Origin of the sequence: Sphingomonas sp. SORGH_AS_0870 (assembly GCF_031453175.1) — a bacterium.
GTDB lineage: Bacteria > Pseudomonadota > Alphaproteobacteria > Sphingomonadales > Sphingomonadaceae > Sphingomonas.
Map to the genome: position 1 here is coordinate 50,945 of NZ_JAVIYW010000002.1, position 13,188 is coordinate 64,132.

Annotated in this window: 8 protein-coding genes and 1 pseudogene; 5 read left to right on the forward strand and 4 right to left on the reverse strand. The window is 64.1% G+C overall.

The features are described 5' to 3' along the window. Positions 1-331: 331 nt before the first annotated feature. Complete coding sequence (locus QE363_RS00630; protein WP_309690735.1) at positions 332-1,597, forward strand: site-specific DNA-methyltransferase; 1,266 nt, start codon at positions 332-334, stop codon at positions 1,595-1,597. Here the strand turns inward: QE363_RS00630 and QE363_RS00635 are convergent. The 3 genes from QE363_RS00635 to QE363_RS00645 are packed head-to-tail and all read right to left on the reverse strand — an operon-like array spanning position 1,594 to position 5,403. Further along, positions 1,594-2,823: a hypothetical protein gene (locus QE363_RS00635; protein WP_309690737.1), complete on the reverse strand. Its 1,230-nt coding sequence runs from the start codon at positions 2,821-2,823 to the stop codon at positions 1,594-1,596. The genes QE363_RS00630 and QE363_RS00635 overlap by 4 nt on opposite strands. Continuing rightward, positions 2,820-3,947, reverse strand: a complete 1,128-nt coding sequence (locus QE363_RS00640) for an AAA family ATPase (protein ID WP_309690739.1) — start codon at positions 3,945-3,947, stop codon at positions 2,820-2,822. Before QE363_RS00640 ends, QE363_RS00635 begins: the two co-directional genes overlap by 4 nt. Then, on the reverse strand, positions 3,940-5,403 hold the full coding sequence (locus QE363_RS00645; protein ID WP_309690741.1) for a hypothetical protein: 1,464 nt from the start codon (positions 5,401-5,403) through the stop codon (positions 3,940-3,942). The genes QE363_RS00640 and QE363_RS00645 overlap by 8 nt, the downstream gene beginning before the upstream one ends. Positions 5,404-5,615: 212 nt before the next feature. Between QE363_RS00645 and QE363_RS00650 the strand changes: the two genes are divergently transcribed. The 3 genes from QE363_RS00650 to QE363_RS00660 all read left to right on the forward strand — a co-directional run bounded on the left by QE363_RS00650 (position 5,616) and on the right by QE363_RS00660 (position 10,726). Next, entirely contained in the window at positions 5,616-6,617 is a 1,002-nt protein-coding gene (locus tag QE363_RS00650; protein ID WP_309690743.1) for an HNH endonuclease, read from the forward strand. A gap of 136 nt (positions 6,618-6,753) precedes the next feature. Then, positions 6,754-7,515 carry an HNH endonuclease gene (locus QE363_RS00655; protein ID WP_309690745.1) on the forward strand — a complete coding sequence of 254 codons (762 nt, stop codon included), beginning with the start codon at positions 6,754-6,756 and terminating at the stop codon, positions 7,513-7,515. Positions 7,516-7,777: 262 nt separating this feature from the next. After that, the gene (locus QE363_RS00660; protein ID WP_309690747.1) at positions 7,778-10,726 is read left to right on the forward strand and encodes a MobA/MobL family protein; all 2,949 of its coding nucleotides are present in this window, start codon (positions 7,778-7,780) and stop codon (positions 10,724-10,726) included. Between the two features lie 222 nt (positions 10,727-10,948). Here QE363_RS00660 and QE363_RS00665 read toward each other — a convergent pair. Next, positions 10,949-11,302: pseudogene (locus QE363_RS00665) on the reverse strand (recombinase family protein); the annotation flags it as partial. A gap of 471 nt (positions 11,303-11,773) precedes the next feature. On the opposite strand from QE363_RS00665, the gene QE363_RS00670 reads away from it, so the two are divergent. Then, a complete protein-coding gene (locus QE363_RS00670; RefSeq protein WP_309690749.1) occupies positions 11,774-13,180 on the forward strand; it encodes an AAA family ATPase in 1,407 nt (468 codons plus the stop codon). The last annotated feature ends 8 nt before the right edge of the window (positions 13,181-13,188 follow it).

A 13,188-nucleotide genomic window follows, 5' to 3' on the forward strand; every position in this document is an offset into this window, starting at 1 on the left:
CCGGGACATAGTTGGTCTGTCGATTATCAACGACGGATCGCCGATCGCGATGGCGCTTTCGCGCATTAGCACCTCGCGAATGTGCTCGATCTCGGCGCGCTGAACCGCCGGCAGATTATCGACATCGGATCACATGACAAAGAGGTTTCCGCGATTGCCGGGCATTGGCAAGACGCACCTTGATGTTGGGCAGATTGGATTGCCGCAACCGCACGGGTCTTTGCGACGAACCGAGTCTTACGGCCGAAAATCGTTGTTGTAATACGTTTACCCCTGAGCTAGCCGGTTATTGTAACACGCCAATCATTTACCACGCCAACAAGGTGCGCTCATGTCACGACCCCGCTCCATCGACCCTCGCGACCGCACCGCCACCGTCCGGCTCACCGCCGACGAGCGTGACGAGATCGATGCAGCCGCCGAGAAGCTCGGCTTCGGCACGACAAGCGACTATCTGCGGCACCTCCATCGCACCGCCCAGCGGCAGCAAATGCCCGGCTCGCTCGAGGAGGAAACCGCCCGCGACTACCCCGCGTCGACCCTCAAGCGCTTCAAGAAGACCAAGCATGGCGAGATGTTGCACGGCAACGCGCTGGCCTATCTGTTCAACGTCGCGCCCGAGAAGGGCGTGGATCTGATCATGACCTCGCCTCCGTTCGGACTCGTCCGCAAGAAGAGCTACGGCAACGAAGACGCTAACGATTATTGCGACTGGTTCCGGCCATTCGCTGCGGGCTTCCGCCGGGTGCTCAAGGACACCGGCAGCTTGGTCATCGACATCGGCGGAGCGTGGATGCCCGGCCAGCCGACCCGCAGCCTCTATCATTTCAAGCTGCTGCTGATGCTGGTCGAGGAGTTCGGCTTCCACCTCTGCCAAGAGCATTATTGGTGGAATCCTTCTAAATTGCCGACACCCGCGGAGTGGGTCAACGTCCGCCGTGTGCGTGTGAAGGATGCCGTGAACACGGTATGGTGGTTGTCCCCGACGCCGTGGCCGAAGGCTAACAATAAGCGTGTGCTCGCGCCCTATAGCCCGGCAATGAAGGACCTACTGCGCAACGGTTACACGGCGAAGCTGCGGCCCTCAGGCCACAACATCTCGGACAAGTTCGGCAAGGACAATGGCGGGGCGGTCCCGCCCAACCTGCTCGCGATCGCCAACACCGAGTCCAACGGCTCGTACCAAGACTTCTGCCGCGAGAAGAAGCTGGATATCCACCCCGCACGCTTTCCGGCGCAGTTGCCCGAGTATTTCATTCGCTTCCTGACCGATCCGGGCGACCTCGTCGTCGATCCGTTCGGGGGTTCGTGCGTCACGGGAGCCGTAGCGGAGAACTTGAAGCGCAGATGGGTCTGCACCGAATTGTCGGACGACTATCTCAAGGGCGCGCTGGCGCGCTTCGCTCCGGCGCCGATCCCGCTGCCCAAGGCGGCCCAGCCCTACACGATCTTCCCGCCCTGCGCGGTGCCCGCAGATGAGCGGCAAACGCCGCTGTTCGAGAATGGCGGAAAGACCCGGCCACCGGGGATCGGCAAGAAGCGTGCAACTGCCGGTGACGATTTGGACGACAAACCGCCCGCTCGCCGCGTCGCCTAGACGAGTGCCTCGGCCCAGCGGGCAAGGCGTTCGCCGCCGATCATGTCTTCGAAGCCAAGCACCGCCGGCGCGCAGGCAGGCTGCGGCACGTCCGGCCGACGGACGAGCGCGATCGCCGAGCGTTCGAGCAGCGGGTCGATCTCTTCAAGGACGCGGTAGCCGCGCGCATAGCGCACGACTTGATGGGTCGCCTCGCGTAAGCGGTCCAGTGCGTCTTCAGCCGCGGCGGTGAAGTATTTAGCCTCGACCACTGCCACGACGCGGTCCGTCTCCAGATCGGCGACGACGAGATCGGGGCGGTCCTGATCCGGTCCCAGACCGAAGCGCGCGAGCACAGCGCGTACCACCGCTTCGGATCGCTCAACCTTCGGCGGTACGTACCAGTTGGTTCGGGACTGCCAGAAGATTGCGAACCGGCCGATGGAGGCGATTGGCATCCTGTTGCCGCCTGCGAGAATGTTCAACCGCATCGGCACACCCGTGGCACCGGCAAGCGCTTCCGCCATGGCGAGCGCGGTAGCCAGCTCGAACCGTCGCCAGATTTCAATCGGTGCGACCAATGTATCTCGCAAAACCATTTCAATTGCGACCGTATCGCCGGCCTCGACCGCAGCCAGCGTGGAATACGCTTCGTACGCGAGTCGGTAGGTCCGACGGCGTGACTGAGCGGCGGCACGCAACGCTCCGGCGCTTGGACGGCGAAACAGATTGATCTCAGCCATGGCCGCACTGATAGCACCGATCTTGCGAACGCGTTCGAGCCTGCCAACAGCTGCGTCGGACGACGTGCGGTACGTGGCGTCGGAGGGGAGCAGGGCACTAAAGCGCCCGGCTAACAGCCACGCCTGTTGCAGTACCCAGACGGTCACATGATTGGGCCCCGAATCGAAAGACCGGACCGGCTCGTGGGCGACGACGATCGCCGGATCGCCGCCCACCGTACGCTTGAGCAACGTGGCGCGCGCGTCGATTCGGCCGCGGACGGTGCCGCTGTCGCTCCGCTCACGCGTGACGAGAAAGCTTTGAGTCTCGTGCCGGTGCGCGAGGATATAGTCCGCCAGTCGCGTGACCGTAGCGGACAGCGCCCATTGCAGCCGCAACAGGTCACGATCGCGCTCGGCGTCGATCCTGATCACCTTGGCGTCGGCTGCCACCGCCGGCCGAAAATATCGCAGCAGAAACGCTGCGACGTGATCCGTGATCGCGCCAGCAATATCCTCAGTCATATTGCGAGCGCGGCAAGCCGTCGCTTGAGTGTGGCGGCTTCCTCCGCAGCGAGACCCAGCGCAACCGTCGCGGCCTCGGCAATTGCGTTAGCCTCGTGGCTGAGAATGCCGTCCAGCATCGGTATCAAGTAGAGGTCGATGCCATCGAGATAGCTGGTCCGCTCCGCAGGCGTTGGCGCGACCGTAAAGTCGATACCTGGCGAAAGGATCGCGGCGGTTCGCATCAAGTCGATGATCGGCGCGGGGCCAACGACGCGAACATCGTTGACTGCGCGCCACAGCGCACCGAGCGGAGTCGGCGTCTCCGCTGGCGGATCGATCAGCAGCATCGCGTTGCGGCGAGCAAACTCGACGACGAAACCGTCTAGGTCTTGCGGCGCATCTACGTAAATCCAGCCGAAGCGACGAGCGAGCGCGTAACTCATCTGATAAAGCGACGCTTTGTCGATTGAGTTGATCGTCGCGATCAGCCGCCAGGCGGGTCCGGGCGCATACTCATGCGGCGGCGCTCCCGGCTTGGGGTGCGGCAGGATAACGAACTGCTCGCTCTCAAGATCGGCGACCTCGGCGCGATAGGGCAAGGTGCTCGCTTGCCCGCTCAACACCGTGAAGAGCGGACCGATCACCTTGTCGATGTCGCAACGGTTGAGTTCATCGATGATCAAGGGACGATCGAAGTTCTGGAGGAGCACGCCTGGCACGAATCCGATCTTGCCATCGCCGATCGGCTGATACCCGCCGATGATGTCCTGCGAAGACCAGTCGGCAGACCCAGTGATCAGCTTCCAACGTCTGGCCAGCAGGCCGCCCAACCGCCGCGCGATCTCGGTTTTACCGGTCCCCGGCGGTCCGTAGAGCATGAGGTGACGCTTGCCGGCGCGAAGTGCCGCCTCGATCTGGCGTCGGACGGACGGATCGATCCCAATCAGATCGTTGAAGTCCGGGATTGCGATGTCCGCGGCGGCTGTCACCTCGCCCTCGAAATCCTCATCCTCGTCATCGCCGGCCGCAACCGGCGCGGGGATCGCGCGCGCGGCGATATCGTAAGCGCGCTCCAAATCGCGGCCAAGCCGTTCGAGGTCGTCCGGTTGGCTCGTGTCGTAAAGCGGAATGCGTTCAGTCATGAGCGGCCTCCGCGTTAAGATCGACCGACGGGCTCACGTTGAGCATCGCCCGGAGCGCCTGCGTCGCCTCGGCGTAGGTGATTTGACGTGGACCGCCCGGCAGGTCGGCGACAAAGATCGAGTCCGGCTCGTTGAGCGCAAGCAGCCCCGCAGCCACATAGGGCTGCGGTTTGCCCTTGTAACTGATTGCGCCGCTTTCCGGGTCGTAATTCTCGAGGAGCTGTGCTGCCGACCCCGCTTCAAGTGCGGGTAAGAAGCACAGCATCAAAAGCCATTCCCATGTCTCGAAAAATTCGAATTGGTTGTCGTCGAGCTTGATCGCGGGCACGATCCTGACGAAAACCCCGCCGCTCACGCCTTTGCCGCTGTTGAGAAACGCGATGCGGTTAGCGCCGTGGCTGTCAGGTATCTTGGCGGTGATCAAGTCGCCGGTCGGATCAATCTGCAGGATCCAGCGAAGCGGCTTGTTGGTCGCGTCGTTCGGGTTGCTCCAGAATCCGACCCTGGTGTCAACCGGACGGGTGTCCTTTAGTCGGCGCTTTTTGCTGCCGGTCTGGTTAAGCTCGAGATTATAATTGCCGAGTACGCCTTCGATCTTCGCAGCCGCCAGCTTTCGCCGCTCGTCGCGGCCCTCGACTTGCCACATGGCGCGGAGGGGCGCCCGATAGAAGTCGATCTCCTCGGTACCCAGCAATCGCGCTAGGTGCCGTCGAATCGCGAGCAACGCTTGATCCAATTGGCGCGCTGACGGCTCGTCGCTGCTAGGCAGTTCCGCCGCAGCCAGCTTCCCCCGCAGCGCCAGAAACATATCGAGACGGTGGGTTGCGCTGACGTTCCGTTCGAAGAAATCTGGGAAGCAGAAGTAAAGGAGCGCGTAACGCAATGGCCATTTGTCTGCGCCGGGCACGGCGTCAAGCCAATCTGCGAATTTGAACGCTGCCGCCTCGCCCGTTCCTAAGTCGCGCTGGCCGTCCGGACGTCGCTTCCAGCGCTGAGCGACCTCGACCAGAAAGCCGAACTGATTGGGAATGTTGGTCTGGTAATAGGTGCCAGCCCCGCCCGCACCGGTCAGTGCAGCGTCGCTGAGGAAGGTCGCGTCTGGCGGTGCCGATTCGCCCGACCAAGACCAAATCTCAATCACACGCTGACGTTTCGTGGCAGCCTGCATGCTGCTGGCGTGAGGAAACAACAGGACCATCCAGACGACTTCGGCGGCTAATTGCACGAGGTTGGGCTCGGCATCGGTCAGTTGAACCCGCAACTTCTCGAAAAAGGTCGCGTCCGCGCCCTCGATCGGGTTGCCTGCGAACAACTCATTGAGGCTCGCAAGATTGGCTTCGGTCCACAGTGGCCGAGCAGACAGGATCGAGCCATCCGTCTCAAGACAGCGTGTACGCCAAGCCGACCCAGCCGCGAGAACGTCGGCGATCTCATCTGTTCCCGTCCAACGCGCCATGCGGCCTCCTTTGCTGACCGTTCGCGTGATCGCCCGAACTCGTCACCGCCGTCAACAAGCGTGTGCGCAGACGACTCGAGAATGGTTCTAAAAGCGTGAAAAGACTTGGGTCGAAAGCTGTGACGCGACCGCTATCTACGCCAGGGCTCGCATCGTACGTGGCTTTGCCATTAAATCGTCAGGCGAGACACGATCAAAGCGGAGGAAGCGTTATGGCCAGGCTGCAGAAGCGGGATTTGATCGCCCAAGCCGCGGATGCGCTTAAGGCTGGCGGATGGAACGTCCTGTATCTGACGCCGCCGACCGTCCATCCCGCGCGCTTTCGCCTCTTCCGCGACGGGGTCGTCGAGACGGTGCGAGTCTATATTTGGAACGTTTCACACGGCGGCGGCAAGGTCCGGCCGAAGGACGAATTCCGTATCCAGATCACTGGTGTGACACATCTGACACCGGAGACCGGTGGCAAGACGCTCCTCCTTGGTTGGGATGACAACCTCGGCGTGTTTGCCGCCTATGACATCGCCAAACATAAGGGCGCTGTCGCGACATCGCCGTCGATCCAGATCGGGCGCACGGCGCTGGAGAATGCCGCGCAGAATGGATTGGCGCCCTACAATCGAGGGAACGGCGAAGTCGCCTATGCAGTCCGCCCAGACTTTCTGTCGATCTACGTCGCGCAAGTGCAGGCGCTTCACGAAAGCGGATCGGCGAGTGCTGAGGTCGCGTTGCTCGAAAAGCTGACGGCCGACCCCGACACCGTCGATGACGACGAGGTCGAGAATATCGTAAGTGGACCGCGCAAGCGCGCACTGCTGATGACGTGGCGGCTGTTGCGCGATCGCAAGTTCAGCAAGAAGGTGCTCAACGCTTACCATCACGGATGCGCGATGTGTGGCGTGCAACTCGGCCTTCTTGATGCCGCCCATATTCTCCCCGTTGGGCATCCCGATAGCACCGATCGCACTCGCAACGGGGTAGCGCTCTGCGCGCTTCATCACCGCGCCTACGATCATTCGTTAGTCACATTCGACGAGACCTTCGACATTTTGGTCAGTGTTGAAGGCGTCGCCAAGCTCACGGCTAGCAAGCGCGCCGGCGGAGAGAAAGGTTTTCGGGATGCTCTGCAGGCGAAGCTGACGCTGCCTACGGTGCCCGGTCATCGACCGCGGGCCGCAAATGTGCGCAAGGCGAATCAGTTGCGCGGCTGGCTGTAGCGGCTGATACTCCATGCGCAGGCGAACAAGGGTCGATCGCGATACACCGGCGGAACGTTATCAGTTTCCATCCCAGTACCTGAGCCGCGCCCAGGCGTGTCTCGGTGACTGGATCATATATTATGAGCCCCGCAAGGTGCGAGACACCCGCGGCTATTTCGCTGTCGCGAAGGTCGAGAGGATCGTGCCGGATCCAACTGCACCCGGCATGTACCTCGCACTGATCGAGCCAGGCAGCTATCTCGATTTCGCAACGCCCGTTCCCTTCGCAGATGCGGACGGTCAGGTCATCGAGCGTGGCGTCCTGAACGATACTGGCCGGATCTCCGGCCGTGCTCAGGCTGCCGTACGGTCGCTGTCACCGGCGGACTTCAACCGCATCGTCTCGGTCGGGCTCGACGACACCAGCCCGCTCCTGCCCCGTACCGACGACGTCGATCAGCCAGCCGCCGTCCGGGAGGATCGCACGCCCTTCGTCTTCGACGAAGCCCGCGAGCGGGTCGCGACACTGGTGTCGCGCGTGGTGCGGGACCGGGTGTTCCGCCGCATCGTGCTGCGTGCCTATGACGAACGCTGCGCCGTCACCGGGCTGAAGCTGATCAACGGCGGCGGTCGTGCCGAGGTGGAGGCCGCCCATATCCGGCCCGTCGAGGCGAACGGTCCCGACATCATCAGCAACGGCATGGCGCTGTCGGGCACGGCGCACTGGATGTTCGACCGCGGCCTGATCGGCTTCGACGATGACATGCGCATCCTGGTGTCGCGCCAGGTCAACGATCCCGACAGCGTCCGCTCGATCGTGAACCCGTCCGCGCGCGCGATCCTGCCCGCGCATTTGGCGAGCCGACCGCATCCCGACTTCGTGCGCTGGCACCGCGACCACCGCTTCAAGCAGTAGCTGGCACCGGTCCAACCGCTCCGTTAAGGCGGAGCGGTGAACAGCGTGATTCAGGGAGGCGCAATTCCGCTAAGGTGAAGTATTCACCTTAGCGTGCGTTGCCATGCGGCGAGGCGAGGCCGGGACGCCGGGGTCGGCGTCCCCAAGGGCGCGCCGGGGGCGCGGCCCGTCGGTGGCTGGGCCACCTCCGGGAAAATCGACGTGGGGGTGATTCACCCCGTGATTCGCGTCCTGTACCATAGCTGGCAACAGGAGCCCGGCTATGTCGATCCAGCGTCCCCTCGGTCCCATCGGTCATTGTTCTGCACGGTTGCGACGCCTGCTCGCCATCGAGGAGGAAGAGGCGCTCGGCCGCACGGTACGGGTCCGGCGGGATGTCCGTGACGCGGTCAGGGACCGGAAGCCGCGCGGCAATCGCTGGTCGCGCTCCCCCGACTTCGCGGTGCCCGGGGCCTTCCACCAGCGGTTCGTCTCGGCAGACGGAAAGGTCACCTTCAACTTCACCTTCGAGCCGGTCAGCAAGACCAGCGATGGCGGCTGCCAGATCAAGACGTCAGAGGGAACCAGGCGATTGGAAGCCGGGGCACCGAAGGACCACGATGCCTATATCGACCGTCCCGAGGCGGTGGAGGTCACGATCTCCCCGGACGGGTTCGACCGCTATGCGGTGCGACCGTCCGCGACGGAAGCAATCGATGGCGAGCGCGCCGTCTTCTCCAACATCTCGCCCGACCCGCTGGAACGGCAAGCCTATTGGCAGGCCGTGCATGAGCACGAACGCACACCGGGCGTGGACCGGCTGACGCTGGTGCCGGAGAATGCGTCGCGCGGCGCCTGGCAGGCGCTGGCGACTGCGCCCGACGTCCCGGACGTGATACGCGACGTCGCCGCCGCTTTCGCCACGGCCAGGGGCAAGCGCAAAACCTGCACCATCCCGCTCGATGATCTGGCAATCGACGGTGCCGTCGCGGGCAAACTGGTGAAGACGCTCGCCACGATCCTAGGGACCGGCAAGAAAAAGAAGGCGGTGAGGGTTTCGGAGGGACGTGGCGGACGGACACAATACCGGCTGACGGCGGAGTTTCCCGATGGCCTCGATGCCGCGGGTCGGCGGACGGTCACCCAAGCAATCTGCGACCGGCTGGATTCGTTCGGCATCATGTACGTCGCTGCGATCCATGCGCCCGATCATCACAATGACCGCCGCAATCATCACCTGCACCTCGCCTGCCATGACCGGCCCGCCAGGAAGATCGGGGACCGTTGGGACTTCACGATCGCCGAAACCGTCGCGGGACAGCATGGCCGGGTGCGCTATCCGTATGCCCAGAAGAAGGTCGTCGAATGGTCGCGCGATCCGGACGGCGGGAACCATCGCGACCATGGCACCACCATGGTGGCCGAGATGCGGACCTTCTTCGCCGACCGATGCAACGAGGAACTCGACCGGCTGGGTGTCACCCGCAAGTTCCATCCGGGCACGCTGCGCTCGCTGGGGTGCGATCGCGACGGGCAGAAGCCGCTCGGCACCCGCGCGGCGCCGCTAGAGGCGGTCGGTGTGCCGACCGCGAAAGGCATCGACAATGCCGAACTGCTCTGGTCGGCGCTGCTGCGCGAGGCGTGGACCGCGGCCGAGAAGCGCACCAAGGCCCGCACCGCCCTCCGCCGCAAGCTGGCCGAGGCGGAGTGCCGGTTCGCGGAAGGGACAGCCGCCGATCAGGCCCACGTCGCCGCCATCCGTGACCTGACCGCCCGGCTTGATGCGGCCGACGCGGTGCTGCGCCAGCATGATGCGGAATGTGCCGAGTACGACGTCACGCTGGCCATGGCACGCGCCCGGCCGGACAAGGCGATCACCGTCTGCCGCCGCATCCTGAAGGCCATCGGCGAGGGCAAGGCGGACTCGGCCGAGCAGCGGGCGAACGTCGCGATCGCCGCCCGCGCCGACGCGGCCGAGACCTTCCTCGCCGGCATCGCTGCCATCGAGCACGATCATGCCCCGGAGCTGGCCAAATACCGGACGGCGGTCACGACGGCCCAGGCGGAGGTCGAGGCGATCGCAGATGCTGCGAAGCCGCTGATCGATCGCCCTGCACCGGCTCGCACGCCCGAGCCAGCCCGTCCGGATCCGCGGGCAACGCTCGAGGCGCTGTTCGACCGGATCATGGCGGACGACATGCCGATCCTGCCGCCGGAGGGCACGGTGGCCGGATATCGTGTGCCCGGCGTGACCCGCGCCGAATTCGCCGCTCTGACCACGCCCGCCCTGGCCGAGATGGCGCAGAAGCGCCTTGCCGTTCTGGCCGACATCCAGGCCAAGCGGATGACCGCTGCCGCAAAGCACCTTGCGTCGGTGGGCACGGAGGTCCTGACGCGTGCCGCCGCCGATGGCGACCCCGGCGCAGCGCGGACACTGAAGCACGTCCGCGCCTATGGTGCCCATCCCGTCTATCTGCGCGCTCTGGCCGAGGCGCAGAAGACGGAGCCGCCGGTCACTGCGCCCGCCGAGAAGACCGGCCGCACGTGGCGGGACTTCATCGGGGGCCTGCTGGGTCACAATCCGCCGGTCCAGCCTTCTACTCCCATCGAACCGACGCCGCAGCCGCCCGTCCCGGAACCGGCCGAGGATGCGGCACTCTCGCCACGCGACGAGGCGATCGCCGCCCTAGCCGCCGCCCTCCTCGCCGACCCCGCCCTGCGGGTTGCCGAAGGGAAGCATGGGCTCGTCATCGATACTGCCGACGCTCCCGACTGGCGGGTGTCCGCCGACGTCTTTGCCGACGCGCCTGCGGTCCTTGACGCGATGCGTCGACGTCACGCGGCGCCGTGGCTTGACCACAGTGCCATCGAGCGGAACCGCCTGCTGGCCGACCTTCACGCCGCGCTGATGGGCTCCCTCCGGCCTCCCCTCCGGAAGGTCGGGGAACAGTGGGATGTCGACCTCACCGACAAACGGCTCGCTGACCTGGCTACCCGCTGGCGCGGCTACGATCGTCTCGACGTCCTTCTGACTGACGTCGATCGCCAGTGGCGGGGGACCGACGTCGACCGGTACATCGTCGAGGGATCGACCAGCGTGGGGACCGCCGACGTGACCGTCAGCCACGTCCCGGATCTCGTTACGGACCGTGGTGATGGGCTGCACGACGACCGCACCTTCGTCCCCATGGGGTGGGGGGACCGGGGTCGGGGGTGGAGCGGTGAACGCTAGATAGCGTTTCACCGTCGCCCCGCTGATGCCGAAATGCCTGGCGGTGACGGACAGGCTTGCCCCGTTCGTGATGCGCCAGGCGATGACCTCGACGGGGTTCGCCTTGCGCGGTCGCCCGAGGCTCTTCTTGCCGCGGTGCGTACGGCCGGTGGCGGCGAGCGACTTCCTGGCGTGATCCCGCCCGGCCTGGGTGCGCTCGCGGATGGCCTCACGCTCCATCTCCGCGATCTCTGCCAGCACCGCGACGATCAGCCGACCTGCGCTCGAGCTGATCAAGCCGAGTCCACGGACGATAATCTCGACGCCCCTGTGGTTGAGCGCCCGCACCGTCGCGTGGATGTCGATGGCATTGCGGCCCAGCCGATCGATGGCGGTGACATGCAGCCTGTCGCCCTCGCGGATGTATCCGAGCATTGCAGCGAAGCCGGATCGATCCCGGGCCAGCACCGAGCCGCTGACGCCCTCATCGAAGAATTCCTTGTCGAAGGGCTGGATCGTCGATCCGAGCAACGCGCTACGCTGCGCCTCGATCGTCTGACCGCTGGTCGACACACGGTAATAGGCAATCTCACTCATTCTTTTTCATCCTGGGGTGAAAGTTACCCCAGCACTTCCGAACCTAGCTCAATTGCCTTTCTTCTATCTTTTAAGCCCGCACTGACGCCCGCCGAGACCTTGGCACGAAAGTTGGAACTTTCGCACGGAGGTGGACCGGGGAAACGAAAGATCAGGATGGTTGCGACGCGGGAACGTCCGGACCGGTGATCGTCATCACGCCTGTCGCGGCACGGGGGACCGCGCGGCCTCATCCGCATCGGTAACGGCAGAGCGCGACGACGATTTGCACCAAGCACGCATTCAGCAATTCAGCGGCAGGTATAAGGGGTGCGTCAGCTTACCCCCTTTATATATATAAACCCTGCTGCGCTGAATTGCTGAATACGCTGCCTTCGGGGTGCCCCAGGCTCTCGGATCAAAGCAGATCATCTTCCGTTACCATACCGTAACGATCCCGCCTTAAGCCTCTCGTATAACGGGAGGGCATATATGACGGACGATGATCATCAGGGACCGGTCGAACTGCGGCAGTGGATCTCGCAGTCCCTTGGCGGACATTGGCGCGCCACCGACGCCATGGATCAGCTGAGCACGTCGAACGACTATCTGATCGACGGCATTCTGCCGCGCACGGGTGCATCGGTCTGGTTCGGCGCTGGATCGACCGGCAAGACCCAGGTCCTGATCTGGATGGCGACCGCGATCGCTGCCAGCCGATCGCATGTCCCCGCATGGCTTGGTCACGCCATCAACGGCACGGGCCACGTCGTGATCCTGTCGGCCGAGGACACACGCGAGCAACTGTACATGCGCCTGCGCAGCGTCCTGACCGAGATGCATGGCTTGTCCGAGGACCTCGCGCGCGAGGTCTGTTCGCGCATCCACGTCATGCCCTTCATCAGCATGACCGAAGAGGAGTTCGATCGTCCGAACCCGAGCCTCTTCTCCTCGGACGGCGCATGGGGGCCGTCCGAGACGATGAAGGCCATTCGCGTCTTCATCACCGACTGGAACAAGGTGGCGGAGCGGCCGGAAGATCGGATCGTCGGCATCGTCATGGACTCAGCGACCTCGATGGCAGGCTTCGACGCCAATGCGGCGGACGCGGTCACCAACTTCTTCTTCTACGTCAATCGACTGTGTCAGGCTCTCGAGATCTTCTGGATCATCATCGGCCATACGCCCAAGGTGCAGAAGATCGACCCCACTAACCCTGATATCGACGCGGCTGCACGCCTGCGCGGCGTCGCCTTATGGACGACCGCGCCGCGCACCACCGTCGAGGTGCGTCAGGCGCAGGGTCCTCAGTCGCGGGGCGGGAAGCCCGCCAAGAACAAGAAGTCCGCGCCGTTCGAGGCCAAGCCGGTCCTTGATGCCGGGCTGGCGGCCAGTGCCGATGAGGTCGTCATCGTGCGCCTCGCGAAATCGAACTTCCACGATTCGCACCGGGGTAAGCATTTTCTGGTCCGGCGACCGGGTGGGATGTTCGAAGACGTCACCCATCGCCTCTCCACGGATGCCGTAGAGACGATGGGCGAGGAGCCTGACGATGAGGCCGCTGAACCTGCCGTCACGCTGGAGGACGGAACCTATGCCATGTGGCAACTGATCCGCGCACAGACCGACGCCAGGGCAGGCCAAGCAGTCAGTGCTCATGCTCTGTCAAAGAAGCTCGAGGAGCACATCGGTGTCATACCCCATCTCAAGACGATCAAAGCGATCGGCAACACCGATGGCATGCCGCGCGAAGGTGCGCTGAACTGGCATCTGGAACGCCTTCGCGATCACGGCCTGCTCATCAAGCATGGGCGTCCTTACAAGATTGCCCAGGACGCCGAGACGATTGCAGCCAGCATCTGGTCCGATCGTCCGACCGAACTCAACAGCGCCGTGTGACCATTCGC